General features: G+C 68.4%; 24 protein-coding genes and 4 pseudogenes. 7 read left to right on the forward strand and 21 right to left on the reverse strand.

Annotated elements, in window-relative coordinates; translation table 11 throughout:
• Positions 1 to 74 precede the first annotated feature (74 nt).
• Positions 75 to 1,625 (forward strand): D-alanyl-D-alanine carboxypeptidase, encoded by a 1,551-nt coding sequence (locus tag A6302_RS11825; protein ID WP_210183317.1) that lies wholly within the window; start codon positions 75 to 77, stop codon positions 1,623 to 1,625.
• A gap of 191 nt (positions 1,626 to 1,816) precedes the next feature.
• Here the strand turns inward: A6302_RS11825 and A6302_RS21330 are convergent, their stop codons facing one another.
• Positions 1,817 to 2,515 carry a DnaJ domain-containing protein gene (locus A6302_RS21330; RefSeq protein ID WP_245294042.1) on the reverse strand — a complete coding sequence of 233 codons (699 nt, stop codon included), beginning with the start codon at positions 2,513 to 2,515 and terminating at the stop codon, positions 1,817 to 1,819.
• A gap of 401 nt (positions 2,516 to 2,916) precedes the next feature.
• On the opposite strand from A6302_RS21330, the gene A6302_RS11835 reads away from it, so the two are divergent.
• Together A6302_RS11835 and A6302_RS11840 are read left to right on the forward strand one after the other, a co-directional pair.
• On the forward strand, positions 2,917 to 3,642 hold the full coding sequence (locus tag A6302_RS11835) for an AzlC family ABC transporter permease (protein ID WP_069307207.1): 726 nt from the start codon (positions 2,917 to 2,919) through the stop codon (positions 3,640 to 3,642).
• Between the two features lie 3 nt (positions 3,643 to 3,645).
• On the forward strand, positions 3,646 to 4,008 hold the full coding sequence (locus A6302_RS11840; RefSeq protein WP_069307208.1) for an AzlD domain-containing protein: 363 nt from the start codon (positions 3,646 to 3,648) through the stop codon (positions 4,006 to 4,008).
• A gap of 23 nt (positions 4,009 to 4,031) precedes the next feature.
• Here the strand turns inward: A6302_RS11840 and A6302_RS11845 are convergent.
• The 4 genes and pseudogenes from A6302_RS11845 to A6302_RS11860 form a co-directional block, all read right to left on the reverse strand.
• A pseudogene (locus tag A6302_RS11845) lies at positions 4,032 to 4,450 on the reverse strand (HIT family protein).
• An 82-nt stretch (positions 4,451 to 4,532) separates the two neighbouring features.
• Positions 4,533 to 5,750 carry a GNAT family N-acetyltransferase gene (locus A6302_RS11850; RefSeq protein ID WP_069307209.1) on the reverse strand — a complete coding sequence of 406 codons (1,218 nt, stop codon included), beginning with the start codon at positions 5,748 to 5,750 and terminating at the stop codon, positions 4,533 to 4,535.
• A gap of 147 nt (positions 5,751 to 5,897) precedes the next feature.
• Positions 5,898 to 6,686 carry a glycerophosphodiester phosphodiesterase family protein gene (locus A6302_RS11855; RefSeq protein ID WP_069307210.1) on the reverse strand — a complete coding sequence of 263 codons (789 nt, stop codon included), beginning with the start codon at positions 6,684 to 6,686 and terminating at the stop codon, positions 5,898 to 5,900.
• A gap of 6 nt (positions 6,687 to 6,692) precedes the next feature.
• Positions 6,693 to 7,156: pseudogene (locus tag A6302_RS11860) on the reverse strand (RidA family protein).
• Positions 7,157 to 7,404: 248 nt separating this feature from the next.
• On the opposite strand from A6302_RS11860, the gene A6302_RS11865 reads away from it, so the two are divergent.
• A complete protein-coding gene (locus A6302_RS11865; RefSeq protein WP_169833572.1) occupies positions 7,405 to 8,226 on the forward strand; it encodes a cell envelope integrity EipB family protein in 822 nt (273 codons plus the stop codon).
• A gap of 25 nt (positions 8,227 to 8,251) precedes the next feature.
• On the opposite strand, the pseudogene A6302_RS11870 reads toward A6302_RS11865, so the two are convergent.
• Both A6302_RS11870 and A6302_RS11875 read right to left on the reverse strand, forming a co-directional pair.
• Positions 8,252 to 9,585, reverse strand: a pseudogene (locus tag A6302_RS11870) (DNA polymerase IV).
• A 128-nt stretch (positions 9,586 to 9,713) separates the two neighbouring features.
• On the reverse strand, positions 9,714 to 10,013 hold the full coding sequence (locus tag A6302_RS11875) for a DUF3572 domain-containing protein (RefSeq protein WP_069307211.1): 300 nt from the start codon (positions 10,011 to 10,013) through the stop codon (positions 9,714 to 9,716).
• Positions 10,014 to 10,187: 174 nt separating this feature from the next.
• On the opposite strand from A6302_RS11875, the gene A6302_RS11880 reads away from it, so the two are divergent.
• Together A6302_RS11880 and A6302_RS11885 are read left to right on the forward strand one after the other, a co-directional pair.
• Entirely contained in the window at positions 10,188 to 10,556 is a 369-nt protein-coding gene (locus tag A6302_RS11880) for a response regulator (protein ID WP_069307212.1), read from the forward strand.
• A 168-nt stretch (positions 10,557 to 10,724) separates the two neighbouring features.
• The gene (locus A6302_RS11885) at positions 10,725 to 12,098 is read left to right on the forward strand and encodes a PleD family two-component system response regulator (protein ID WP_069307213.1); all 1,374 of its coding nucleotides are present in this window, start codon (positions 10,725 to 10,727) and stop codon (positions 12,096 to 12,098) included.
• Between the two features lie 534 nt (positions 12,099 to 12,632).
• Here A6302_RS11885 and rpmG read toward each other — a convergent pair.
• A complete protein-coding gene (rpmG, locus tag A6302_RS11890) occupies positions 12,633 to 12,800 on the reverse strand; it encodes a 50S ribosomal protein L33 (protein WP_069307214.1) in 168 nt (55 codons plus the stop codon).
• Positions 12,801 to 12,972: 172 nt separating this feature from the next.
• Between rpmG and A6302_RS11895 the strand changes: the two genes are divergently transcribed.
• Positions 12,973 to 13,425, forward strand: a complete 453-nt coding sequence (locus A6302_RS11895; protein WP_069307215.1) for a paraquat-inducible protein A — start codon at positions 12,973 to 12,975, stop codon at positions 13,423 to 13,425.
• A gap of 7 nt (positions 13,426 to 13,432) precedes the next feature.
• Here A6302_RS11895 and A6302_RS11900 read toward each other — a convergent pair whose 3' ends face one another.
• The 13 genes and pseudogenes from A6302_RS11900 to A6302_RS11955 form a co-directional block, all read right to left on the reverse strand.
• A complete protein-coding gene (locus A6302_RS11900) occupies positions 13,433 to 14,041 on the reverse strand; it encodes a GNAT family N-acetyltransferase (protein WP_069307216.1) in 609 nt (202 codons plus the stop codon).
• Positions 14,041 to 14,787: an NUDIX hydrolase gene (locus A6302_RS11905; protein WP_245294043.1), complete on the reverse strand. Its 747-nt coding sequence runs from the start codon at positions 14,785 to 14,787 to the stop codon at positions 14,041 to 14,043. Before A6302_RS11905 ends, A6302_RS11900 begins: the two co-directional genes overlap by 1 nt.
• Entirely contained in the window at positions 14,784 to 15,260 is a 477-nt protein-coding gene (locus tag A6302_RS11910; RefSeq protein WP_069307217.1) for a DUF983 domain-containing protein, read from the reverse strand. Before A6302_RS11910 ends, A6302_RS11905 begins: the two co-directional genes overlap by 4 nt.
• 83 nt (positions 15,261 to 15,343) lie before the next feature.
• A complete protein-coding gene (locus A6302_RS11915; RefSeq protein WP_069307218.1) occupies positions 15,344 to 16,171 on the reverse strand; it encodes an ABC transporter permease in 828 nt (275 codons plus the stop codon).
• Positions 16,168 to 16,851, reverse strand: a complete 684-nt coding sequence (locus A6302_RS11920; protein WP_069307219.1) for an ABC transporter permease — start codon at positions 16,849 to 16,851, stop codon at positions 16,168 to 16,170. Before A6302_RS11920 ends, A6302_RS11915 begins: the two co-directional genes overlap by 4 nt.
• 184 nt (positions 16,852 to 17,035) lie before the next feature.
• A complete protein-coding gene (locus tag A6302_RS11925) occupies positions 17,036 to 17,815 on the reverse strand; it encodes an ABC transporter substrate-binding protein (protein ID WP_069307220.1) in 780 nt (259 codons plus the stop codon).
• A gap of 219 nt (positions 17,816 to 18,034) precedes the next feature.
• Positions 18,035 to 19,324, reverse strand: a complete 1,290-nt coding sequence (locus A6302_RS11930; RefSeq protein WP_245294044.1) for a molybdopterin molybdotransferase MoeA — start codon at positions 19,322 to 19,324, stop codon at positions 18,035 to 18,037.
• Positions 19,325 to 19,334: 10 nt separating this feature from the next.
• Positions 19,335 to 19,844, reverse strand: coding sequence for a molybdopterin-guanine dinucleotide biosynthesis protein B (mobB, locus tag A6302_RS24495; protein ID WP_069307227.1), 510 nt, complete (start codon positions 19,842 to 19,844; stop codon positions 19,335 to 19,337).
• A 78-nt stretch (positions 19,845 to 19,922) separates the two neighbouring features.
• A pseudogene (gene mobA / locus A6302_RS24500) lies at positions 19,923 to 20,519 on the reverse strand (molybdenum cofactor guanylyltransferase MobA); the annotation flags it as partial.
• Positions 20,520 to 20,551: 32 nt separating this feature from the next.
• Positions 20,552 to 21,871 (reverse strand): glycosyltransferase, encoded by a 1,320-nt coding sequence (locus A6302_RS11940; protein WP_069307222.1) that lies wholly within the window; start codon positions 21,869 to 21,871, stop codon positions 20,552 to 20,554.
• Between the two features lie 205 nt (positions 21,872 to 22,076).
• Positions 22,077 to 22,979: a DMT family transporter gene (locus A6302_RS11945; RefSeq protein WP_083255719.1), complete on the reverse strand. Its 903-nt coding sequence runs from the start codon at positions 22,977 to 22,979 to the stop codon at positions 22,077 to 22,079.
• 201 nt (positions 22,980 to 23,180) lie between these two features.
• Positions 23,181 to 24,227: a GTP 3',8-cyclase MoaA gene (gene moaA / locus A6302_RS11950; protein WP_069307223.1), complete on the reverse strand. Its 1,047-nt coding sequence runs from the start codon at positions 24,225 to 24,227 to the stop codon at positions 23,181 to 23,183.
• Positions 24,228 to 24,395: 168 nt separating this feature from the next.
• A partial coding sequence (locus A6302_RS11955) for a calcium-binding protein (RefSeq protein ID WP_280939139.1) occupies positions 24,396 to 25,215 on the reverse strand: 820 nt, incomplete at its 5' end.

A 25,215-nucleotide genomic window follows, 5' to 3' on the forward strand; every position in this document is an offset into this window, starting at 1 on the left:
CGCTTGTTGGGTGTCGTGTCGCTGATCCTGTGGCGCGTCCGGATGCCGTCTTCCGAGCAAGGATTGGTCCGAAGGTGTTTCGCTTCCGAATCTTCCAGAACATGAACGCCGCCGCTTTCGTCCGCACCGCCTGCGCTGCGGTCCTGGCCAGCGGCCTTGTCGTCACCCTGCCGTCGGCCGAGGCGGCCGCCGCGAAAACCGCGGCGATCGTCGTGGACACGACCACGGGCAAGGTCCTCTACCAGGAGGACGCGGATGCCCGGCGCTATCCCGCGTCCCTCACCAAGATGATGACGCTCTATGTCCTCTTCGAGGAACTGGACCGTGGTCGCTACAAGCTGTCGAGCCGCCTGACGGCGACGGCCCACAGCGCGGCGATGCCGCCGTCGAAGCTCGGCCTGCGCCGCGGCGAGACGATCAGCGTGGAGGACGCGATCAAGGCGCTGGTGACGAAGTCGGCCAACGACGTTGCCGCCACGATCGGCGAGAACGTGTCGGGCTCCGAGCGCGCCTTCGCCGACCGCATGACCCGCACCGCGCGGGCCATCGGCATGCGCGGCACCCAGTTCCGCAACGCCTCCGGCCTGCCGGACGTGCAGCAGTACACCACCGCCCGCGACATGATGATTCTCGGCGTGGCGCTGCAGGTGCGCTTCCCGAGGTACTACGATTATTTCCAGACCCGCAGCTTCGTCTGGAAGGGCCGCAAGATCGGCAACCACAACCGGCTGCTCGGCAGCGTCGACGGTGTGGACGGCATCAAGACCGGCTACACGCGCATGTCCGGCTTCAATCTCGTGAGCTCGATCAAGCGCGATGGCCGCAAGATGGTCGGCGTCGTCCTCGGCGGCACCAGCGGCGCCTCGCGCGACGACAAGATGCGCAAGCTTCTGGCCGCCTACTTGCCCAAGGCCAGCCGTGGCCGGGGTGTCGACGATGCGCTGGTTGCCCGCGCCGTCGGTCAGAAGGTGCCGGTTGCCGCGCGCAACATCGCCATCCCGGTCGGCGAGGCCGCCTCCCGGACAGCGGTTGCCCTCGCCGGGCACCCGATGCCGCTGCCGCGCCCGCTGATGCCTTCGCAGGAGTTCGTCACGGCGTCGATCCTGCCGTCGGCGAGCATCGAGGTCGGCCGCCCGATCGCGACCGTGCCGCTGCGCCAGCCCGACGTCTACACCGAGGGTGAGATGCCGGTTTCGGCCGCCGAGGCCTTTGCCGAGGTGGAGGGCGAGGGCGCCATCGGCGACGCCGACATGGAGGCCGATAGCCTTCAGGTCCAGACCATGAGCATTCCGGTGCCGCCGGCGCCGATCGAAGTGGCATCGGTCGACACGGGCGCCCGCAAGCTGGCCGCCCCGAGCCGGTCGGCCGACCGCCAGATGTCCGGCTGGGTGATCCAGATCGGTGCAGTCGCCAGCGAGAAGGCCGCGAATGCCCTCCTCGCCAAGGCACGCGACAAGGCCGGCTCCAGTCTCGCCGATGCGGCGCCGGTCACCGAGGTGTTCAGCAAGGGCAGCGCGACCTATGTGCGGGCACGCTTTGCGGGCTTCGACGATGCCGACGCCGCCAACCGCGCCTGCGCGGTGCTGAAGAAGCGCGATTTCGCCTGCTACGCCGTCCGTCTCTGACGGCACGGCCCGCGCAATCCCGGGTGCTCCTTGCAGACCGCCGGGTCCAGAACCGAAAGAGGGGTGGCCGGATGTCTTCCGGCCTCCCGCAAGACCCCGTCACGTGACGGGTCATGCATGACCGCTCTCGCGCAGCATTCCAGCGCCGGCGGACACGCCAACAGCCTTCTGTATCTGCGTAGCTGTGGAGCCTAGCGATGTTTGGAGAGAAGCCGGTCCTTGGCCTCGTTGATCCTGGCCGCGAGAAAGGTGGATCCGCCCTGGTCCGGATGAACGCGCTTCATCAGCCGTCGATGGGCGGCACGGATCTCGGCCTCTCCGGCCCCATCCGCAAGTCCAAGGATCTGGTACGCCTCCTGCTTGCTCATGGCGCCCGTGCTCGCCGCGCGACGCTCCCGCGCACGGTCGTCGAGCTTGAAGTCTTTACGCCATCCGGGAAGGCGGCGGTCCAGATAAGCTTCAAGCAGGGCTGAGCTTTCGGGATCGCTGGCGATCTCGCGGTAGAGCCGGGCGAGCGCCTGCGGCGCAGTCCCGCCAGTTCCCGTCCCTCGAAGGTTCCCGCCAGCACCCGGCCCGACATGGCGCCCGTCTGGTGTTCGATCTGCATCTCCAGCGCGGCCGAGCGCACCATCGAGCGGCCGCGCGGATCGCCGCCACCGGGTCCGGCACTCCCGAGCAGGCCGCGGCCCCAGAGCGCCATGATCAGCACGGTCAGCGCCGGCAAGGCCGATCCGCCCGCTGGCCGCCAGCGCCGCGGCGATCACCAGCCCCGTCAGCGCGGTGGCTCCGGGGAGGCGCATCGCCAGTTTGCGCGGCGGCGTGACGGCAAACCACCGCAGTCCGGCCCAGAGAAGGATCGCGGCGGCGAGCAGGCCGAAGAACGTGGTCATGGTCCATGACCCCCGTGCCAGGAATCCTGCCGCTTCCGGCAAGCCCGCCGGCCAGTCTCCGCCATGTCGATGTCGCCCTGTCGGTTCGGGATGTCTGGCCCGGTCATGCGTTTCCTGCCGGCGGGGATGTTTCCGGCCCTGCCGACGGCCATCTCAGCGCCGTCGCCGGGCGGAAATCAAGCCTGTTCGGCGACCTTGTCACGTCTGGCGCCACACGTCCGCCCTTCGGCTCAATATGGAGCGTCGGGCCGCGTGATGGTAGGGGCAGGATCGCCGCGTCCGGACAGGAACAGCCACGACAGCGGTGGTCGCCGGGTCGATGATCAGCCTGCCTTTGCATGGCTCCGTTGCCGTGGGCGTGCTTTCATCCTCCCGGCGTTTGGGGCAAGGATGCGCCCACCATGGCCTTCGCTCCCCAAAGCGGCGCCGGCTGGCTGCTCAAGGGCTGCCTCGGCGTCCTCTCCGTTCCCGGGTTCATCCTGATGGCGTCGATGACCGGCTTTGCCGGCCTCGCGCGCGAATCGGGCGTGACGCTCGAGCTGGCGACGGCGATGACGGCGGTGATCTGGGCGCTGCCGAGCCAGGTGGTGCTGGTCGGCTCGATTGCCTCCGGCGCGTCCTTCTGGGCAACCGTGTTCGCCATCGTGCTCTGCTCGGTGCGGCTGATGCCCATGGTTGTGGCGATCCTGCCGACGATCCGCGCCGCGCACACGCCGAAATGGCAGCTCTACGTGGTCTCGACCTTCCTGGCGGTGACCTCCTTCGTGGTGGCGGTCGCCGAACTGCCGAAGGTGCCGCGCGACCACCGCATCGCCTGGTTCACGGGCTTTGCCGGGTCGCTGGTGCTGTGCAACACGGTGGTGACGGCGGTGGCCTTCGCCGCCCTCGGCAGCCTGCCGCCCGCCGCCTCGGCCTGCCTGTTCTTCCTCACGCCGCTCTATTTCACCTGTTCGCTGTGGGCGGCGGCACGGCTGGTGCTCGAGCGCGCGGCCTTTGCCACCGGCTTCGTGCTGCTGCCCGTCTGCCATGCGATCGACCCGACGCTCGACCTGGTGATCGCCGGCCTTGCCGGCGGCACACTGGTCTATGCCGGTGACCGCCTCTGGCGCCGCCGGGGGGAGGGCTGAGCCATGCCGGGCTACACGCTCGTCGACGCGCCCTGGTGGCCATTCCTGTTCATGGTGCTCGCCGGCGCCCTGCCGACGCACATCTGGCGCTGGCTCGGCGTCGCCTTCGGCACACGGCTGTCGGAGGACAGCGAGATCATGCGCTGGGTGCGGGCGGTGGCCACCGCGCTGGTGGCCGCCGTGGTCTGCCGCCTCGTGTTCTATCCGCAGGGCTATCTCGCCGAGCTGCCGCTGGCATTCCGGCTCGGCGCCTTCCTCGGCGGCTTTGCCGTGTTCCTTGCCGCCGGCCGCCGCCCGCTCCCCGGCATCATCGCCGGAGAGCTGCTGCTGATCGTGGCCATGACCTTCGGCATGCCGGGCGCCTGACGCGCCCGGTGAGCGTCATTCGTTCAAAGCGCGGCCCGCAGTGTCGCCGCCTGCGCGGCCAGCTCGGCATGGTCGGCCATCGCGCCGCTGTGTGGGCGCAACGCCACGCCCTCGAAACGCGGGATCACGTGGAAATGCAGGTGGAACACGCTCTGCCCGCCGGCCGCCTCGTTGAACTGCATCACGGTCACGCCGTCGGCCGCAAAGGCCGCCTTCGAGGCGATGGCGATCTTCTGCACCACCGCGATCACCCGGCCGAGCGCGGCCGGATCGGCATCGAGCAGGTTGCGCGAGGCCGCCTTCGGCACCACCAGCGCATGGCCCGGGCCTGGGGCATGATGTCCATGAACACCAGTGTGTCGTCGTCCTCGTGCACCTTGTGGCAGGGGATCTCGCCGCGCAGGATCCTGGCGAAGATGTTGTGGTCGTCGTAGGCGCTCATGCCGCTCTGCGTCCTTCTTTGGGGGCCCTTCGGACATGAAACCCGCCGCGCCGGAAATTTCAAATCCGAATCGACTCGGGTGTCACTCCGCCGACCTGCGGAACGGACCCATCTCCGTCAGGATCTCGGCCTGCGCGTCGACGGCCCGCCGCTCGCGCACCAGATAGTCGGCGACGGCCGTGCGGAATCCGCGGTCGGCGATCCAGTGGGCCGAGCGGGTGGTGACCGGAAGATAGCCGCGGGCGAGCTTGTGGTCGCCCTGCGCGCCGGCTTCCACCCGCGACAGGCCATGGGCGATCGCGAAATCGATCGCCTGATGGTAGCAGACCTCGAAATGCAGGAAGGGGTGATCCTCGATGCAGCCCCAGTTGCGGCCATAGAGCGTGTCGGAGCCGATGAAATTCAGCGCTCCGGCGATCCAGCGCCCGCCGCGCCGCGCCATCACCAGCAGGATCCGGTCGGCCATCGTCGCCGAGATCGCCGAGAAGAAGCGGCGGTTGAGATAGGGCCGGCCCCACTTGCGCGCGCCGGTGTCCATGTAGAAGGCGTGGAAGGCGTCCCAGTGGGCTTCCGTGAGGTCCGCGCCGGTCACCCACTCGATGGTGATGTCGTCGCTGAGGGCCTCGCGGCGCTCCTTGCGCAGCGCCTTGCGCTTGCGCGAGGCAAGCTCGCCGAGAAAGTCCTCGTAGGAGCCGTAGCCGTGGTTGGTCCAGTGGAACTGCTGGTCGGTCCGCCCCAGAAAGCCGCGCGCCTCCAGCGTCTCGGCGTCGGCGTCGAGCAGGAAGGTCGCATGCACCGACGAGACGCCGTGGCGGCAGGCCAGCGCGACGAGCCCCTGCGCCAGCGCGGCGCGGCGGATCTCCGTGCCCTCGCCGCTACCCGCCAGCAGGCGCGGACCGGTCGCCGGCGTGAAGGGCACCGACACCTGAAGCTTCGGATAGTAGCTGCCGCCGGCGCGTTCGAAGGCGTCGGCCCAGCCATGGTCGAACACGTATTCGCCCTGGCTGTGGCCCTTCAGCCAGACCGGCACGGCGGCGGCGAGCGTGCCGTCCGGGCCGTCCATCAGCAGATGCTGGCCGAGCCAGCCGCTGCGCGCGACCGCGCATCCGCTCTCTTCGAGCGCATGCAGGAAGTCATGTCCGACGAAGGGATTGTAGGGCGCCGGCGGCGTCTCGTCGCCGGACGACGCAAGCCTGCCGCCGGCAGGAAGCCGCCAGCCGGGATTGGCCACCGCATCCCAGCCGTCGCGGGACACCTCGGCAAGCGATGACACGACGCGCAGCGCGATTTCGGAACTCATGCCGCCTCATACCGAACACGCAAGGTCCTGACCGCCGGTCGCCCCTGCGGGTGAGGATGCGCCCGACCGGGCGCCGGCCGGGGAGACCCTGACCGTTGCAGATCCTTCCGGACCAGGACCCCGGAAGACCGGTCTCATGTGGGCCTGTCAGGTGCCCGCGGCAACGTCTCGCGCCGGCGAAGGTGACGTCTCCGGGTCGAAGCCCTCGAAGACGATCTGGTCGGCCCAGCGCGCGGCTCTGGCCCGGTCGTCCGGCGTGCGCACGGTCCAGGTCAGGAGCGGCACGCCGAAGGTCCGCAGCAGGTTCGGCGCGGGCGCGGGCAGGGCCTTGATCCAGTAGTTGACGAAGTCCGGCCGGGTTTTGGGAAAATGCAGCATGTTGCGCAGGTAGAAGCGCGTGGTGCGCGAGAAGCCGGCCCACTCCTCGTCGTCGCGGCAGTCGTCGGCGATGATGCCGCGGGCCACGTCGGGCGCAAGGTCCGCCATGGCGCTGACCGCCCCCGGATCGAAGGACATCATTGCCGCCGGTCCGGCATAGCTCTTGAGGATGTCGGCGGCGCGGGCCACCAGCGGCCACGGCTCGTTGCCGCCGAAGCTCTTGATCTCGATGAACACCGGCACCCGGCCGCCGACGATGTCGAGCACGTCGCCGAGCGTCGGGATGCGGTCGCGGGTCTGCCGGAAGGGCACGGCGCGAAGCTCGGCCATGGTCAGCGTCGCAACCGCGCCGCGGCCCTCGGTCAGCCGGTCGAGCGACAGGTCGTGAAAGACGAAGGCCTCGCCATCGGACGACAGGTGGATGTCGATCTCGACGCCGAAGCCGCGTTCCACGGCGGCCGCGACCGCCGATGTGGTGTTCTCGATGCGGCCGGCGGCGGCATCGTGGTAGCCCCTATGGGCGACGGGACGGGAGGCGAGCCAGTCGGCGCGGCCCATCGTGTCTCACTTGAACTCGATGACGGCGTCGATCTCGACCGCAACGCCGAAGGGCAGGGCGGCGACGCCGAGGGCGCAGCGCGAATGGGCCCCGGCCTCGCCGAAGATCTCGCCGAGAAGGTCGGAGGCGCCGTTGATCACCTTCGGATGGTCGGTGAAGTCCGGCGTCGAGGCGACGAAGCCGTTGATGCGCACGATCCGGCTGATCCGGTCGAGATCGCCGAGCGCGCCTTGGCCTGGGCGAGGATGTTGAGGGCGCAGATCCGCGCCGCCTGCTGGCCGGCCGCAACCTCGACCCCGCCGCCGAGATGGCCGGTGACGATCTCGCCCGACGGCGACTTCGAGATCTGCCCGGAGATGAACACGAGATGGCCGGTGACGACGAAGGGAACGTAGTTGGCGGCGGGCGCGGGGGCGTCGGGCAGCGCGTGGCCGAGCTCGGCGATGCGGGCTTCGATGGCTCCGGACATGGCGGACAATCCTCGAACTGACAGGAGATCGGCCGGGCGCGCCGGCTGGAAACGTCTCCTCTTTTCGCCGAAAGGCATCGCAGCCGCAAGGCGTTCTTCGTGATTGTCCGGAGTCCTGCGCAATTGTCCGTGATCTTCTGCGGCGCTCTCGTCGATTGGTCCGCAGCGACGCATATGCTAGTCAGCAGGGAGCTGGGCGGATGCGGCATTCCCCGCGGCCCGGCAGGCTCGGATCGAGGAACGCGCAAATGACGAAGACGGCGACCTGGGGCGGTCTTGCAACCACCTCGCTTGCGACGGCGCTGTGCGCCGTGACCGCGTTCCCTGCCTGGTCCGCGACCCTGCTGCCCCACCGCGTCGCCTACGACCTCGCGATGATCAACACCGACGCGGGATCGGGCGTGTCGGATGTGTCCGGCCGGATGGTGATGGAGTTCACCGGCAGCCGCTGCGAGGGCTACACCACCAATTTCCGCTTCGTGATGAAGGTTCAGGACGACGACGCCAAGGCCGTGATCACCGACCTGCGCACCTCCACCTTCGAGACGGCGGAAGGCGACGGCTTCGACTTCCTCTCGCAGACCTACACCGATCAGGTCCTGTCCGAAGAGGTGAAGGGCAGGGCGACGCGATCGGACGACGGCGTGGAAGTCGCGCTCCTCAGCCCGGAGAAGCGCACCATCCCGGTCGCGCCGAAGAGCGTGTTCCCGACCGCCAACCTGACCGACATGCTCGCCGCCGCTGCTCGGGGCGAGGGCGTGCTGCAGGCCATGGTGTTCGACGGGTCGGAGGGCGCCGACAAGTCCTACGCCACCACCGCGATCATCGGCCCGCCCAAGACCGGCGCGGCCAACGCGGTCGCGGCGGAACTTTCCGGCATGACCTTCTGGCAGATGAACGTCTCCTACTTCGATCCGGAGAAGTCCGGCGACACCTCGCCCGAATACAGCATGTCCTTCGATCTCTACGAGAACGGCGTCGCCGACCGGCTGACCCTCGACTACGGCGAGCTCCAGCTCTCCGGCGCGATGAAGACCTTCGAGGCGCTGCCCCTGTCCGACTGCAAGTGAACGTGGGGGCAAACGCCCCTTCCGTTCAGCCCCGCGGCGGGCGGTCCGGCTTGCGGCTGCCGAAGACGAGGCCGGTCTCCACCGCCGCCTTGCCGAATTTCTGCCGCACCGCGTCCATCGCCTTCTCGGCCGCCGCGCGCCGGGCCGCGCCCGGATCGGCAAGGTCGCCGGGATCGGCCTCCTTCGCCTCGACCAGATCCGACATGCCGACGCCGATCAGCCGGTAGCGCGTGCCGTCGGTCTCGGGCGCAAGCAGGGCGTCGATGGTCTGGAACAGGCGGTCGGCAAGCTGGGTCGGATCGTGCAGCCGTCGGCTGCGGGTGCGGATCCTGAAGTCCCGGGTCTTCAGCTTCAGCGTCACGGTCTGCCCGCCGATGCCGTGGCTCTTGAGCTGGGCCGACACCTTCTCGGCCAGCCGCCGCGCGATCGGCCTCAGATCGGCGAGTGTCGCCAGATCCTCGTCGAACGTGGTCTCGGCGCTGACGCTCTTGCGTTTTCCGGCAGTCGACACCCGCCGCGCGTCCTCGCCGTGGGCAAGCTTGGCCAGCCGCAGGCCCATCGCGCCGTAGCGGCGGGCGAGCGTGACCGCGTCCATTTCCTGCAACTGGCCGATCAGGCGGATGCCGTCACCGGCCAGCTTCTCCTGGCTGGCCTTGCCGACCCCCCAGATCAGCGACACCGGCTGGCGGGCGAGGAACGTCGGCGCCTCGGCCCGGCCGATCACCGCAAAGCCGCGCGGCTTGTCGAGGTCGGAGGCGATCTTGGCGAGGAACTTGTTGTAGCTGAGGCCGACCGAAACCGTGATGCCGACCTCGGCCTCGACCCTGCGGGCAAAGCGGGCCAGCACCTCGGCCGCGCTCGCCCGGTGCAGGCGCTCGGTGCCGGCGAGATCGAGAAAGGCCTCGTCGATCGACAGCGGCTCCACCAGCGGCGTCAGCGCCAGCATCATCTCGCGGATCTGTCGCCCGACCTCTGCATATTTCGTCCCGTTCGGCTTGATCACCACGGCGTCGGGACAGGCCTCCAGCGCCTTGAACATCGGCATCGCCGAGCGCACGCCGCGGATGCGGGCGATGTAGCAGCAGGTGGACACCACCCCGCGCCGGCCGCCGCCGACGATCACCGGCCGGTCGCGCAGCGAGGGATCGTCGCGCTTCTCGATCGCCGCGAAGAAGGCGTCGCAATCCACATGGGCGATGGTGAGGGCGCCAAGCTCGGCATGGCGCAACACCCGCGGACTGCCGCAGGCCGTGCAGCGCCGCTCGCCCGCGCGCGCGGGCGCAGGCAATCGCGGCAGAAGCCGGACTGAGGGCCATGTCCGGAGTCGATGGTCGGCAATCCGTTGGGTGGGGCGGACATCGAGGGCACGGCGGCAGGCTCCGCTCCGCGTGCGTGTCCCGGCGAGGGGCGGGCGCATGGCGGAATCTCCGGGCAAGGATACGGCCTTGGCAGGCACGGCCACAAGCCTGCGTCGCTCGGCGCGAAGGTCAGAAGTTGCCTTCGCTCCCGCGTGCCAGCGTGAACCGCGCAGCCGCAATCATCGTCGGGCGCAGGGCGGCATTGGAGGCGAAGCTGAGCAGCAGGCTCTCGTCCTCGAGGAAGAATTCGAGCACGCCGACAAGAAAGCCGGGCTCGGCGGCGGCAAGCCGCAGATCCGCCGGGCCGATGCCGGTGAGGGCCAGAAAGCGTCCGAGCGCCTCCTCGTCGCCGGCCAGATGGCCGAGCGCGGAGATGGCGATCGCCTCCGCCTGCTCCTCGGTGAGCTGTCCGCGTCCGGGCTTTTGCATCAAATCTTTGCGTTTCCTAAAGGTTTTGTTCGTAACGATGACAGATGTAGCATGATCGCGGTGGCGTTGGCGAGCCGATCGCCGGCGTGGAAGGGGCAGAGCCGAACGCGCTTCTTCCGGTCTGTCCCGCCGGACGCAGGATAACGCACTCGCATCGGTCGGCGGAGAGAGTTTATGCCCAAGACGGTGCTGATCGTGGAAGACAACGAGCTCAACATGAAGCTCTTCCATGACCTTCTCGAAGCGCATGGCTATGCGACGCTGCAGACCCGCAACGGGATCGAGGCGCTCGACATCGCGCGGTCCCACAAGCCTGACCTCATCCTCATGGACATCCAGCTTCCCGAGGTCTCCGGCCTCGAAGTCACGAAGTGGATCAAGGAAGACGACGAACTGCGCGCCATTCCGGTGATCGCCGTCACCGCCTTTGCCATGAAGGGCGACGAGGAGCGCATCCGCCAGGGCGGCTGCGAGGCCTATATCTCCAAGCCGATCTCGGTGACAAAGTTTTTGGAAACGGTTCGCGCGTATCTTGGGGACTAGAGCGCTCCCCGGCCGGGTCGACCCCGACCGCCGGCCCGATGTCGCTCCTGTCGTGCCGGACGATCCGCACTTTCGCGGGCGGTCGGCGTGACATCAGGACGGATCACTCCGGTCGCACCTGGCGGCCGGACGGGGTCCGTGCAGCCGTATTGCAGGAGTGGCAGCCGAATGACCGCGCGCATCCTTGTCGTCGACGACGTCTCGGCCAACGTGAAGCTGCTGGAAGCGCGGCTCACGGCCGAATATTTCGATGTCGTCACCGCGGCCAGCGGTCCGGAGGCGCTCGACTTCGTCGCGCGGTCGCACTGCGACATCATCCTCCTCGACGTGATGATGCCCGGCATGGACGGCTTCGAGGTCTGCCGCCGCATCAAGTCCGATCCCCGCTCCGCCCATATCCCCGTGATCATGGTCACGGCGCTCGACCAGCCGAGCGACCGGGTGAGGGGGCTGGAAGCCGGCGCCGACGATTTCCTGACCAAGCCCGTGAGCGATCTGGCGCTGCTGACGCGCGTGAAAAGCCTTGCCCGGCTGAAGATGCTGACCGACGAGCTCCACAGCCGCGCAACCGCCGGCGACATGGCCGGGCTCGCGGAGGCCCTGCGCGACGCCGATCCCTCGCGGGCCGGTCCCGGGCGGGTGCTGGTTGTCGACGACCGCCGGTCATCCTTCGAGCGAATCGTCACCGCGCTGTCGCGCGAGCATGCCGTGGACGTGGAGACCTCGCCGCAGGACGCCCTGTTCAAGGCGGCCGAGGGCACCTACGAGCTGGTGATCGTCAACATCGCGCTGGCCGACTACGACGCCCTGCGTCTCTGCTCGCAGCTGCGCTCTCTGGAGCGCACCCGCGCCCTGCCGATTCTCCTGATCGCCGAGCCCGAGGACAATCTGCGCCTGATGCGTGGTCTCGACCTCGGCGTGAACGACTATCTGCTGCGCCCGATCGATCGCAACGAGCTGCTCGCCCGCTGCCGCACCCAGATTCGCCGCAAGCGCTTCACCGACCGTCTGCGCGACACCGTCCAGCAGACCATGGAACTGGCGATGACGGACGGCCTGACGGGCCTGCACAATCGCCGCTATCTCGATTCGCATCTGGCGCCGCTGGTCACCCAGGCCAACAGCCGCGGCAACGACCTGTCGCTGCTGATCGTCGACATCGATCACTTCAAGGCGGTCAACGACACCTACGGCCACGATGTCGGCGACGACGTGCTGCGCGAGTTCGCGCGGCGCCTGACCCGCAACGTGCGCGGCGTCGACATCGCCTGCCGGCTGGGCGGCGAGGAATTCGTGGTGGTGATGCCCGACACCGACCAGCCCTTCGCCCTGATGATCGCCGAACGCCTGCGCGAGCGCATCGCCGGCGAACTGTTCCCCGTTGCCGGCGGGCTGAAGGATCTGGAGATCACCGTCTCGATCGGCCTTGCCACGGCCATCCGCCCCCACGACACCCCGGAGCGCATGCTGAAGCGGGCCGACGTCGCGCTCTACTCGGCCAAGCGCTGCGGCCGCAACCGCGTGGTCGCCGACGCGGCGTGAGTCGGATCATCGGCTCGAGGACCTGTGAGGCCGCGGCACCGCTGCGGCCTTTGTCATGTCCGGCAGGCGAGGGCACCCGGCAGCTCACCCGCCAGTCGTTTACGTTAACAATTTACGAAGAATTTGAATCGAATCGGCTGAAGCGCCGATGTCGATTGTCGTAAATGAAGTGTTGATCTACGGTCGATCTCAAGAAGACGGGCAAGGGGCAGCCGGAAACTCCGGTAGATACTCCGCTCGTCGAGAAACCCTGGTGTGTTCGGGTCCGCCGCATCTCCCGGATACATGAGGGCCGAATGGTCGGTCGTGGATAGAGTGGCCTCCTCAGTGACCCACGGCCGACCATTCTCCTTTTCCAGGCCTCGCGCTGCCCGGTGGGCGCAACGGGGCTGAGTCATCCGCAGACCCTGACGTCTTCGCCCTCCCGGCGCCGCATGGCCGCGGAGGGTTCCTTGCGTTTCCGGGCAAACGGCCAAAGAAAAAGGCGCCCGAAGGCGCCTTTTGCGAAGAGCGGGCGGCAGGGCCGCCGCCACCTCACTTGATCTTGGCTTCCTTGAACTCGACGTGCTTGCGCGCGATCGGGTCGTACTTCTTCATCACCATCTTCTCCGTCATCGTGCGGGAATTCTTCTTGGTGACGTAGAAGAAGCCGGTGTCGGCGGTCGAGAGCAGCTTGATCTTGATGGTCGTGGCCTTGGCCATGGCGCCTCAGTCCTTAAAGATTCGAGGAAATCGGCCACGGGGGCCGGCGCGTCCCCGAAGTCGGGTCCACAGATTGGCGCGCAAACTAGTCGAAACAGGCCGAATGTCAAGGTTGTCGTGGCCCCGCATCTGCTATGGACGAACCGAGCCGTTTCGGGAGGAACCGACCGCCGTGCGCCATGCCTTCGCCCTCTCGCTTCTCGTCGCCACGCTCTGCCTGCCGCTCGGTCTCACGCTGCCGCTGCTGACCCTCGACCGCCTCTATGTCTTCACCGAGACGCCCTCGCTGATCGCCGTTGTGGCCGGGCTCTGGGGCGAGGGCGACCTGCTGCTGGCCCTCGTCGTCGGCCTCGGGTCGGTGGTGTTTCCGCTCGCCAAGCTGGCGGTGCTGTTCCTGGCCGGTCTTGGCGCCGAGGGGCGGCTGCTCAGCCATCTGCAGGCGATCGGCCGCTGGTCGCTGATGGACGTGGTGCTGGTGGCGCTGGTGGTGTTCGCGGCCAAGACCAGCGGCCTTGCCACCGCCGTCACCGAGCCGGGGCTTTGGTTCTACGGCGCGTCCACGGTGGGAGCGGCGCTTGCCAGCCTCGCCCTGGAGCGGCTGCGGGCCAGAGAGGGGCAAGGCTGAGGCAGACTCACGCCGGCCGGACGGCCAGCGGCACCTGCGGGGCGGCGTCCCGGGGCAGGATGCCGGCAAGGCGCGGATCCTCGAACACCTCGATCTGGGTGTCATAAGGCCGGAAGCCCGAGCGGATGTAGAAGCCGATCGCCTGCGGCGAATCAAAATGGCAGGTGTGGACGTAGAGCCGCTTCAGGTCAGGCCGCGCCCAGGCCCGGCGCAGGCCCTCGGTCATCAGCCAGCGGCCGGTTCCGCCACCGATCGCCTGCGGCACGAGCCCGAAGAAGGCGAGTTCGGCGTCGGCGGGATCGCGGAAGTCGAACTCGATCAGCCCGATCGCCGCCCCTTCGCGCCGGGCGATGAAGATCGCGCGGGTCGGCTCGGCAAGGATCCCGCGCAGGGCGTCGTCCCCGTCCGCCAGCCGCGACCACCAGAGATAATCGGCGCCGATCTTGAGAAACAGCGCGCGGTAGCCATCGACATCGGCCGGGTCGGCCGCCTCCAGCGTGACGCCGGCCGGCGCCGGGGTCTCGGGCAGGACCGGCGCGGCGGTCATCTCCAGAAAGGTGACGATGGTCGCCAGCCGGCCGGGCGCCAGCGCGTGATAGCCGTCGGCGATGGTCATCACATCGGCTCGCGCACGAATTCGTCGCCGATCGGGCGATAGAAGGTCGCCGGACCGCCGGGCGAAAGGGCGGGGTCGTCGATCAGCCGGCGCTTGAGGTCGTCGATCACCGAGCGGGTGATGCGCGGCAGTTCCAGCCCGTCCGCCTCGTCCAGCGTCGGCCAGACCACGTCCTCCAGCTCCCCGGTGCCGGCGATGCCCTCGGGCCGCACGGCGATCACGTCGGCGAAGACGGCAAAGAAGCGGCTGTCGAAGCGGCGCACCCGGCCGGGCGGGGTGATCGCCCGCGCGACCACGCGCAGGGGTGAGAGATCGGGCACGATACGGGCCGCCTGGAACGGCTCCCAGTCGGGGTGGACGGAGGCGGGCAGCTCCATGCCGGTGCGGCCGAGCAGATAGCCGGTCTCTTCCGCCGTCTCGCGCAGGGCGCAGAGCGCCAGCGCCCGCGCCTTGCGCAGGCTGGGCCTGGGCCGCATCCGGTCGAGCAGCCGGTCGCGCTCCACGGGGTCGAGCTCGTTCGCCGCGAAGGCGCGCCCGTCGGTGGGATCGACCCGGCCGCCGGGGAACACGTAGGCCGCCGGCATGAAGGCGTCGCGGCTCGGGCGCCGGCCCATCAGCACGCGCACGCCCGAAAGCGTGCGGTCGAGGATCAGGATGGTCGCGGCGTCCTTGGGGCGAAGGTAGCCCGGCCGCTGGCCATCCGCACCGACGCGGTTGCCGGTGCGGCCTTCCATCGGCGCGTTCATGCAGGCGACTTTGCGACGAGGGCGGCGGGATCGGCGGGAATGTCGTCGTCGCCGGGGCCGCGCGGATCGAAGCCGTGCATGTAGCGCGCCCACTGGAAGCCGACGACGGCGCCCTTGATCGGCGGCAGCAGCAGCAGCGACATCACCAGTGCCAGCAGCGGCCAGACCGTCATCTGGATCCACATCTCCGGATGCAGCTCGCGCTCGGCCGCGAGCGCCAGCGGCACGACGATGTGGCCGACGATGACGATGGTGAAATAGGGCGGGGCGTCGTCGGCGCGCTGGTGCGAAAGATCCTCGCCGCAGGCGGGGCAGGTCGGCGCTACCTTGAGATAGGCGCGGAACAGGCGTCCCTCGCCGCAGGCCGGACAGCGGCAGCGCAGGCCGCGCTTCATGGCAAGGCCGGTCGGACGCGGGGGCAGGACGTCGTCCGGGGACGCGCCCGCCTCGTTGCTCCAGGTCTCGATCGTCATGCCGTGCTCCTCGTGTCCGCCCCTGCCTCAGATACGTCCGATCGCGCCGCGGCGAAAGGGCCGAATCGTCGCGTAAAGCCGGGTCAATCGTCGCTGCGGCGGACCAGATGGCGGGTGAGTCGGCCCTCGAACATGTCCCACAGGCGACGGATCACCTCGACCATCACCAGATAGAGCACGGCCGCCCAGAGATAAGCCTCGAAGTCGAAGGTGCGCGAGAAGGCGCGGCGCGTCTCGCCCATCAGGTCGAGCACGGTGATGATCGAGGCGATGGCCGAGCCCTTGATCATCAGGATGATCTCGTTGCCGTAAGGACGCAACGCGACAATCATTGCTTGTGGCAGGATCACTTTCAGGAATGTGATCGAGCGAGGCAGCGACAGCGCGGCGCAGGCCTCTCGCTGGCTGCGCGGCACGTTGCGCAGCGCTCCGCTCAGGATTTCAGCCTGATAGGCCGATGTGTTCAGTGAAAAGATGAAGACTGCAGCGTATAGCCCCTCCTCGAAGATCCACCACAGACCAATGGCTTCCAACTCGGGCGAGAAGGTTCCGATGCCATAATAGAACAGGAAGGCTTGGGCGAGCAGCGGGGTGCCGCGGAAGAAATAGACCCAGGCGAAGGCGAGGCTGGAGAAGATCCGGTTGTTCGACAGCCGGCCCGCGGCGATCGGCAGCGACAGCAGGCCGCCGATCAGCAACGACCAGAACACCAGCCACAGCGTGATGCCGAGGCCGGACAGAAGCCGCGGCCCGTAGGTGGACAGGAAGGAACTGTCCCAGCCGGCCGCCATGCCGAGCGTGATGCCGAGGCCGAGCAGGATCCAGAAGGCGAGGAAGACATGGCCGGCGATCCGGGCCGGTGTCCAGCGGCGCGGCGGCGCCGGCGGCGGCAGGGTGCTGGTCATCGTCATCGGCCGAAGTCTCCGCGCCGGGTCCAGGCCTCGATCCGGCCGATTCCGATCGACGAGATGATCGACAGGACCAGGTAGATCAGGCAGGCGAGGAAGAAGAAGAAGAAGGCCTCGCGGCTGACGCGCGCGGCGATCGAGACCTGACGCAGGGTGTCGGACAGGCCGATCACCATCACCAGCGACGTGTCCTTCAGCAGGATCAGCCAGAGATTGGAAAGACCCGGCAGCGCGAGGCGGATGATCTGCGGCAGGATCACCAGCCGCATCGTCTGAAGGCGCGACAGGCCGAGCGCGCTGGCGCCCTCATACTGGCCGGAGGCGACGCCCTTGAAGGCCGAGAGGAACACCTCGCTCGAAAACGACGAGAACACCAGCGACAGGGCGATCATGCCGGCAAAGAAACTGTTGATCTCGATCGACCCGAAGCCAAGAGCCTCGAACAGCTGGTTGATGGCAATCTGCACGCCGAAATAGACGATGAACAGCGTCAGCAGCTCGGGCAGGCCGCGAAACAGCGTGGTGTAGATATTGGCCGCCAGCACCAGCGAACTCTCGCCGGTGTTCTTCGCAAGGGCGATGAAGAAGCCGAGCACGAGGCCGATCGGCAGCGTCGCGAGCGCGAGCGCGATCGTGAGGACGACACCGGAGGCGATCTCGTCGCCCCACCCGTCGCGCCCCAGCCCAGCAGCGAGAGATAGTGATCCATGAGCGTGTGTCCCGCCTCGCGCGGAAGAGGGGCGTCGAAGACGCGCGGGCCATCCGGTGCGGCGCCGTATCAGGACCGGCGCACGCAGGACGGACGGACGGAAACCGGGGATGCGCGCCGCAAGGTGGCGACGCGCATCCGGCCGGCGTGGCCCGTGATCAGCCGCCGTAGACGTCGAAGTCGAAATATTCGGCGTTGATCTTCTGGTAGGTGCCGTCGGCGCGGATCGCGTCGATCGCGGTGTTGAACATTTCCTTCAGTTCGGTATCACCCTGGCGGATGGCGATGCCGGCGCCCGGGCCGTGGATCGCCGGGTCGGGCGTGAGCGTGCCGAGCAGCTTGCAGCAGGCACCCTCAGGCGTCTTCAGCCATTCGCCGAGCACGACGCTGTCGTCCATCACCGCATCGAGGCGGCCGTTGACGAGGTCGAGCTTGTACTCCTCGGCGGTCGGGTAGAGCTTGATCTCGGACTCGCCATACTTCGCCTCGGCAAAGTTGCCGTGGGTGGTCGAGGCCTGGGCGCCGAGGGTCACGCCCTTGAGGTCCGCCGGCGTCGCGCCGGCAAGCGTCGAGTCCTTGGCCACGGCGATCGCCGGCGGCGTGTTGTAATACTTGTTGGTGAAGTCGACCTGCTTCATCCGTTCCTCGGTGATCGACATCGAGGCGATGATGGCGTCGAACTTGCCGGCCTGCAGGGCGGGGATGATGCCGTCCCAGTCTTGGGTCACGAATTCGCAGTCGGCCTTCATCGCCGTGCAGAGCGCCTTGGCGATGTCGATGTCGAAGCCCTTCAGCTCCCCGTTGCTGTCGATGTAGTTGAAGGGCGGATAGGCACCCTCGGTGCCGATCTTGACCTTTTTCATGTCCTGGGCGCCGGCGGCGCCGGTCGCCAATACGACGACGGCCGCCGTGATCGCGAAACGCTTCAGAAAGCTCATGTCTGCCCACCTGTCAGCTGTCGAGGTCGAGCGCCATGCCCTCGGCATTCGCGCTCCCCCTGAACCCCTCGTTTTCTTGTCGCCGGCCGGCAGGCGCGTGGGCCACCGGGCCGTCGACACATGATGATACGTTCCCGCTCCCACTTGCAACAGTGTGGGGCACGCCGAAACAACAGGCAGTCATGATTTTGTTGATCGACCGGTCAAACGGACGCCGGCTCAGTCCGTTGCGGTCTGGCGCGGCGGCAATCCGAACTCGGTGAAGGGGATGAAGGCGACGGTCGCGCCTTCGACGACGGACGTCGCCTGTTCGGGGATCTCGACCAGGCCGTCGGCGGCGCGCAGGCCGGTGATCAGGCCCGACCCGTCGCGCGCATACTTGTCGACGGCAAGGCTGCCGTCCGGGCGGGTGATCAGGATTCCGCGCAGGAACTCGCGGCGGCCGGTCTTGCGGGACGGGATGGCGAAGGCGGCGGGCAGCGGATAGCGCACCGGCGGGCGCCAGGCTCGGCCGGAGAGGCGGGCCAGCAGCGGCTGGCCGTAGAGCAGGAAGCCGACGAGGGCGGCGACCGGATTGCCGGGCAGCCCGAGAAACAGACAGTCGCCGATCTGGCCGAAGCTCAGCGGCCGGCCCGGCTTGACCGCCAGATGCCACAGATGCCGGTGCCCCAGCGCGTCGACGGCGTCGGCCACATGGTCGCCCTCGCCGCGGCTGGTGCCGCCGCTGGTCAGCACCAGATCATGGCTGGCGGCGGCCGTGGCCAGCGCCGCGCGCACACTGCCGGCGTCGTCCGGCAGGATGCCGAGATCGTCGACGTCGGCGTCGATCCGCGAGAACAGGCTGGCGAGCAGCACGTGGTTGGAGTCGTAGACCTCGCCCGGCCGGATCGGACCGCCGGGGCGGACGATCTCGTCGCCGGTCGAGCAGAGCGCGACCCTGAGCCGCCGCGTGACGGAGATCTCGGCAAGGCCGAGCGAGCCGATCGCCGCCAGATCCTGCGGCCGCAGCCCGGTGCCCGCGCGCGCCACCAGCGCGCCGGCGACGAGGTCCTCGCCGGCGCGGCGCCGGTTGGCCCCCGGACGCAGGCCCGGCGGCACGACGACGACAAGGCCGTCCGCGGTCTCCTCCGCGCGGCAGTCCTCCTGCATGGCGACCGTGTCGGCGCCCTCCGGCATGGCGGCGCCGGTGAAGATCCGGGCCGCCGTTCCGGTGGCCAGCGCATCGGGCGCAGCGCGGCCGGCCATGATCCGGCGGGAGACGGGCAGGCGGTTGCTTGCGGCATAGTCCGCATGGGCGAAGGCCCAGCCGTCGACGGCGGAGGTGTCGGTCAGCGGCACGTCGCGCGGGGCGTGGATGTCCTCCGCCAGGACCCGGCCGACCGCGGCCTCGACCGGCACGCGCTCTGTGCCGGCAACGGCCGGGACCCGCGCCAGGATCAGCGCCACCGCTTCCTCGTGGGTCAGCACGCGGTCGTCATGCCGGAAGCAGTCGTCGACGGCAGTCGGCACAGCGGTGGGGTCAGGAGGCTGCGACATGGACGCCGACGTGGTCGAGGATGAAATCGGCGATCGCCGGAACGGCGTCGATGGCAAAGACCGGCAGGCCGGCCGCGTCATTCACCGGATGATCGGCAACGATGGCGGCGACAAGCGGATCGGCGGGCGCCAGCGGATCGTGGCTCGCCGCCTCGCGGCGGCGGATCTCGATCTTGGGGATCGCTTCGCCCTTGTAGCCCTCGACGATCACGACGTCGGCCGGACCGAGCCGGGCCAGCACGGCGTCCAGCGACGGCTCCGGATCGCCGCGCAACTCGGTCTGGATCGCCAGCCGGCGCGAGGAGACGAGGGCGACTTCGCTGGCGCCGGCCTCTCGATGCCGCCAGGAGTCGGTGCCCTCGTGGTCGATGTCGAAGCTGTGGTGGGCGTGCTTGACGGTGGCCACCCTGAGCCCCCGGCCGGCGATCTCGGCAACGAGCCGCGCCACCAAGGTGGTCTTGCCCGAGTTCTTCCAGCCGGCCACGCCGATCACCGGGCTGCCGGTGGGCGTGCCAGCGTCACTCTCCGTCAGGTTTGCAAAGAACGGCTCGAGCGCGCCGAGATCCTCGGGCCGATTGATGTTGACGAACGGATCGATCTCTTGGCCGGCGAGGGTGGCCGGTTCGAACGGCACCGCGATTTCGCCCTGGTCACGCACGAAATCCAGCACCTTGCGGCCGCCATCCGACAGATAGGCGCGCAGCGGTTCGGCAAGATCGAGCGGCCAGAGGGCACAGACCGGGTGCGGACCAACCTTTGAGGCCGCATAGGCGATGTGGCCGCTCTCGCCCGCGCCCGTGACCAGCCGGGCGACGAGGTCCTCCGGAATGAACGGCGTGTCGGCCGGGCTGGTGATCACCGCGCGGGCGCCGGGAACATGGGCGCGCGTGAATTCGAGCGCGGCCAGCACCCCGGCGAGCGGGCCGAGATGGCCGGGAATGCCGTCCGGAATGACCAGAAGCCCGAGCGGGGCGAAGCGGTCCTTGTCGCCATTGGCGTTCAGGATCAGGAGATCGACCTGAGGAGAAAGCCGCGCCGCCACATGCGCTGCCAGCGTCCGGGGACCAAGCATCATCAGGCTCTTGTCGCTGCCGCCCATCCGCCGCGACAGCCCGCCCGCGAGAATGCAGCCGACGATGCCGCCGCTGTCGGTCGCAGGTGTTGTCATCCTGATCTACTCCGCCGCTGACCGGCGGGACATTAGGCCTGCGCCCGGGCGTAGACAACCGCTTCCGCCGGCAAGGCTTCATCGACGCTGTTGCGAAGAAAGGCGGCGGCGGCAAGCAAGCCCTCCTCGCGGCCGATCGTTTCGGCGAGGCTGCGGCAGCGCTCGTCGATCTCCGGCGACTCCAGGATGCGCTTCAGGGCCGCCTGCGTGCGGCGGGGGCGGGCGCGGCGAAACTCCAGCGTCTCTCCGGCGCCAAGCCGCGTGATGCGGTGGGCGTTGTCGTGCTGGTCGGCAAACAGCGGACAGACGACCTGCGGCCGGCCCGCCTTCAGCGCCTGCGCGCAGGTGCCGATGCCGCCGTGGTGGACGATGGCCGCGGCATGGGGAAAGATCCGGGCATAGGGCAGGTAGGGCAGGACCAGGACCTGCCGGCCGAAGTCTTCGCCGAGCAGGGGGCTGGCCTCGCCGGCAATCACGATGCAGCGGTGACCGAGGCGCCGGGTGGCCCGGATGGCCATCCGGAAGAACCGCTCGCCGACCGTGACGTTGAAGCTGCCCAGCGTGACGACGATCGGGGCCGGCCCGGCGGCAAGGAAGGTCGACACCCGCCGCTCCACCTCCCCGGAAACCACCTCGTCATCGAGATAGAGAAACCCCGTCATCCGGCTGCGACCATCCGCTTGGGCCGGCGTGCCGCCCAGCAGGGGCGAGAACAGCGCAAGCGTCGGCACGTCGGCGGTGATGCCGTTGATCCCGGCCTCCGGTTTCAGGCCGCGGATGGTGTAGGCCTGCCGCACGGTGGCAAGCGCGCCGCGCATCCGCCAGTTGGCGATGGCGAGGATGGCCCGGTTGAACAGCCGGTCGAGCCGGCGCGACGGCGTCTGCATCATCGGCATCCGGGCGATCACCGCCGGCTCGCCCGCCGCCACCATCGCCGCCGGCTGGAGCGCCACGCCGACAAAGCGCTTGCCCTCCATCTGCGCGGCGATATGCGCGCCGTGGGCGTAGGACGAGGCGATCACCATGTCGACCGTCCGCACCACCGGCAGCAGGCGCTCGATCGACGCCTCCACATGGCGACCGACGATGTCGCGCAGGAAGAAGTCGAAATCGTCGGAGACGCGGTGGACGATGGCGGCTGCGTCCATGCCGAGTTCGGCTTCATAGCCGCCGGCGTCGGGAAAGATCGACACGAACTCGAGGTCGAGCGCCTCGACCCTTGCGCGATAGGTTTCGTGGGTCGCGATCACGACCCGGCTGCCGCCCTGTCTCAGGAAGGATCCGAGCGCGAGAAACGGATTGAGATCGCCAAGCGAACCGTGGGTTGCAAACAGGTAAGAAGACCGCGGCATGGCGAGGCTTCCTGAAAAACATGACGATGAATACTTGCCCCTGAAACCGGAGCTCTTTTTAAAACAGGGTGTTGGCGCGCAGGCGCTCTTATCTATGGGATCGATTACAGCACGGAGGCCGAGGGCGCGCAAAGGAAATATGCGGATGCGTGCCCGCGCCGCAGGTCCAGCCCGGTCAGATCATGTCGGGGCGAGCGAGGTCAGGTCAGGTGCCGGCCCGAAGGGCCCGGATGCGCTGACGTTCCCGGTGGACCATGTAGACCCCGGAGGCCACCACGATGGCGATGCCGAGGAGGGTCGGCAGTTGCGGCACCGTATCCCACACCAGCCAACCGGCGAGGATCGCCCACAGCACCTGGAAATACCGGAAGGGCGCAACCGTCAGCGTCTCGCCGTGGCGCATTGCGACGATGATCAGCGTGTAGGCGACGAGCACCGAGGCGGCGCTGCCGGCAAGGCAGAGGAATGCCTTGAGGCTCACGGGCTGGAAATTGGTGCCGCCCGCCGCCTCGATCAGCGCGATCGAGCCGCCGACCATGGTGACGATCAGCGTGGTCACCGCAGTGACGAACAGGGTCGGCATCGATGCCGCCATGGCCCTTGTCGAGAGATCGCGCAACGTGACCGATGCGGCGGCGGCGAGCGCGAGCAGCGAGAAGATGTTGAAGCCCTCGGCGCCCGGCTGCACGATGATCAGGATGCCGCAGAAGCCGGCGCAGATCGCGATCCAGCGGCGCCAGCCGACCACGTCGCCCATGAACATCGCCCCGGCCGCCGTCATCATCAGCGGCACCGACTGCATGATCGCCGTGGAATTGGCGATCGGCATGTTGAACAGGGCGATCAGGTAGAACACCATCCCCAGCACCTCGCCGAGCGTGCGGGTGGCCAGCGGCCGCGACAGATGACGGCGCCAGCCGGCAAACGCCCGTCCGCGCAGGGCCAGCGCGAGGATGATCGCACTTGCGATCAGACCGCGGATCAGCATGACCTGGCCGAGTTCGAGGTCCTCGCTGGCTATCTTCACCAGCGTGTCGTTGAGGATGAAGGCGGCGCTGCCGACGAGCATGGCGCCGATGCCGATCAGGGTCTGGCGGAAGTCGAACATGGTGCGGGCGGGTGTTTCACGGCTGGCATCCGCGCCCGGCCGGGACGGCCACGGGGTCGATCTCTGGCGCGATGCGGAACGAGGATCGCCGGCAGGCGCTGCCGACGAATCGATCCATCATGCCTGCCGCCGCCGCCCGCGTCAGCAATTTGTTACGCAAGGCTTAGGGATGCTGGCGCGGTCAGGGCCCAGAAATGCCGCTCAGCCGCCGGTGACGGACATGTGCCGCTTGACCGACGGCGCCTGGCGCACCCGGTCGATGACGAAGTCATGGCCCTTGGGCTTGCGCGAGATCGCTTCGTCGATGGCGAGCTTCAGCAGGTCGTCGGCTTCGGACGCGCGCAGGGCGGCGCGCAAATCCGCCGCGTCCTCCTGGCCGAGGCACATGTAGAGCGTGCCGGTGCAGGTGACGCGCACCCGGTTGCAGCTTTCGCAGAAATTGTGGGTGAGGGGGGTGATGAATCCGAGCCGTCCGCCGGTCTCCTTCACCTCCACATAGCGGGCGGGGCCGCCGGTCTTGTAGGGAATGTCGACCAGCGTGAACTTGTCCATCAGGTCGGCGCGCACCCGGCTCAGCGGCAGATACTGGTCAGTGCGGTCGCCCTCGATGTCGCCGAGCGGCATGGTCTCGATCAGCGTCAGGTCATGGCCCTCGCCATGGGCCCAGCGGATCATGTGCTCGATCTCGTGCTCGTTGACGTCCTTCAGCGCGACCGCATTCAGCTTCACCTCGAGCCCGGCCGACTTGGCGGCGGCGATGCCCTCCAGCACCTTGTCGAGATGGCCCCAGCGGGTGATCGCGTGGAACTTGTCGGCATCGAGCGTGTCGACCGACACGTTGACCCGGCGCACGCCGCAATCGGCAAGCTCGGCCGCGTGGCGGGCCAACTGCGAGCCGTTGGTGGTGAGCGTCAGTTCCTTGAGCTGACCGCTGACCAGATGGCGCGACAGGCCGCGGAACAGGGTCATGATGTTCTTGCGCACCAGCGGCTCGCCGCCGGTGATGCGCAGCCGGTCGACGCCCTTCTCCACGAAGGCCGAGCACAGCCGGTCGAGCTCCTCAAGGCTGAGGATGTCCTTCTTCGGCAGGAAGCTCATGTTTTCCGACATGCAGTAGACGCAGCGGAAATCGCAGCGGTCGGTCACGGACACGCGCAGATAGGTGACCGCACGACCGAACGGATCGATCAGCGGGGCGGCATCTCCGTGAAGACGTTCCCCGTCAGGCAGATGGCCTGAGAAACCCATGAATATCCTCCGAACCCGGACCGGCTGTTCGCGCGGCTTCTGTCGTGCCGACGGGCACGGAAACCTATGCGGAACCACGACGCCACACAACCCATGTGGGGGCTGGCAGGAGCGATGCCAAGCCGGATGCCGCATCTTGTCCGTCGCCGGTCGCGGATTCGAAACCTGTCAGATCAGGATGAAGTCGTCCGGCGTCAGCTGGGTCTGCGGCGTCAGCCGGGCGAAGGCGATGCCGGCCCCGCTGCCGCCGGCATCGGCGTCGTAGGAGAGGATGCCGGTCTCGAAGTCGTAATTGATCCTGTTGCCGTCCTCGCCATCGATGCCGAGTGCGGCGAAGGCGTCCGTGTCGAGCGCAATCCGGTCGGAGCCGCTGACGAAGTCGGTGACAAGGTCCACGTTGTCCGCCGAGAGGGACGTCGAGAACACGAAGGTGTCCGCGCCGTCGCCGCCTGTCAGTGTGTCGGTGCCATTGCCGCCGCGCAGCACGTCATTGCCGTCGCCGCCACGAAGATCGTCGTCGCCGTCGCCGCCAAACAGGCGGTCGTTGCCGATATCGCCCCGCACCAGGTCGTTGCCATTCCCGCCATAGAGGACGTCACGGCCCAGCCCGCCGAAAAGCTGGTCGTGCCCTTCGCCCCCTTCGAGGAGGTCGTTGCCGCCACGACCGATGAGCGTGTCGGCACCGATCCGGCCGTCAAGCGTGTTTGCGAGGTCATTTCCGGTGATCCGGTTGCCGAGGCCGTTTCCGGTGCCGTTGAAGGCAGTGGGTCCCACCAGTTCGAGATTCTCGAGGCGCGCCGAAAGTGTCCAGGACACGGAGGCGAAAACGGTGTCGCCGTTCGGGCCGGCGTCGTCGGCCGGTGTTTCGATCGTCTTGTCGTACAGGTGGTCGACCACATAGACGTCGTCGCCGGACCCGCCGTACATCTCGTCGGCACCGCCTCGGCCGTCGAGGTGGTCGTTGCCATCTCGGCCGTAGAGAAGGTCG

Source organism: Methylobrevis pamukkalensis (genome assembly GCF_001720135.1).
GTDB classification, from domain to species: Bacteria; Pseudomonadota; Alphaproteobacteria; order Rhizobiales; family Pleomorphomonadaceae; genus Methylobrevis; species Methylobrevis pamukkalensis.

Coding starts and splice junctions, on each gene's coding strand:
- A6302_RS11850 (WP_069307209.1), bottom strand. CDS start 5,750: ATGAGTTCCGAAATCGCGCTGCGCGTCGTGTCATCGCTTGCCGAGGTG.
- A6302_RS11875 (WP_069307211.1), bottom strand. CDS start 10,013: ATGCAAAAGCCCGGACGCGGACAGCTCACCGAGGAGCAGGCGGAGGCG.
- A6302_RS11865 (WP_169833572.1), top strand. CDS start 7,405: ATGACGAAGACGGCGACCTGGGGCGGTCTTGCAACCACCTCGCTTGCG.
- A6302_RS11910 (WP_069307217.1), bottom strand. CDS start 15,260: ATGACGATCGAGACCTGGAGCAACGAGGCGGGCGCGTCCCCGGACGAC.
- A6302_RS11855 (WP_069307210.1), bottom strand. CDS start 6,686: ATGGGCCGCGCCGACTGGCTCGCCTCCCGTCCCGTCGCCCATAGGGGC.
- A6302_RS11925 (WP_069307220.1), bottom strand. CDS start 17,815: ATGAGCTTTCTGAAGCGTTTCGCGATCACGGCGGCCGTCGTCGTATTG.
- A6302_RS11945 (WP_083255719.1), bottom strand. CDS start 22,979: ATGTTCGACTTCCGCCAGACCCTGATCGGCATCGGCGCCATGCTCGTC.
- A6302_RS11880 (WP_069307212.1), top strand. CDS start 10,188: ATGCCCAAGACGGTGCTGATCGTGGAAGACAACGAGCTCAACATGAAG.
- rpmG (WP_069307214.1), bottom strand. CDS start 12,800: ATGGCCAAGGCCACGACCATCAAGATCAAGCTGCTCTCGACCGCCGAC.
- A6302_RS11885 (WP_069307213.1), top strand. CDS start 10,725: ATGACCGCGCGCATCCTTGTCGTCGACGACGTCTCGGCCAACGTGAAG.
- A6302_RS11840 (WP_069307208.1), top strand. CDS start 3,646: ATGCCGGGCTACACGCTCGTCGACGCGCCCTGGTGGCCATTCCTGTTC.
- A6302_RS21330 (WP_245294042.1), bottom strand. CDS start 2,515: ATGACCACGTTCTTCGGCCTGCTCGCCGCCGCGATCCTTCTCTGGGCC.
- A6302_RS11905 (WP_245294043.1), bottom strand. CDS start 14,787: ATGAACGCGCCGATGGAAGGCCGCACCGGCAACCGCGTCGGTGCGGAT.
- A6302_RS11900 (WP_069307216.1), bottom strand. CDS start 14,041: ATGACCATCGCCGACGGCTATCACGCGCTGGCGCCCGGCCGGCTGGCG.
- A6302_RS11940 (WP_069307222.1), bottom strand. CDS start 21,871: ATGCCGCGGTCTTCTTACCTGTTTGCAACCCACGGTTCGCTTGGCGAT.
- A6302_RS11835 (WP_069307207.1), top strand. CDS start 2,917: ATGGCCTTCGCTCCCCAAAGCGGCGCCGGCTGGCTGCTCAAGGGCTGC.
- A6302_RS11915 (WP_069307218.1), bottom strand. CDS start 16,171: ATGACGATGACCAGCACCCTGCCGCCGCCGGCGCCGCCGCGCCGCTGG.
- moaA (WP_069307223.1), bottom strand. CDS start 24,227: ATGGGTTTCTCAGGCCATCTGCCTGACGGGGAACGTCTTCACGGAGAT.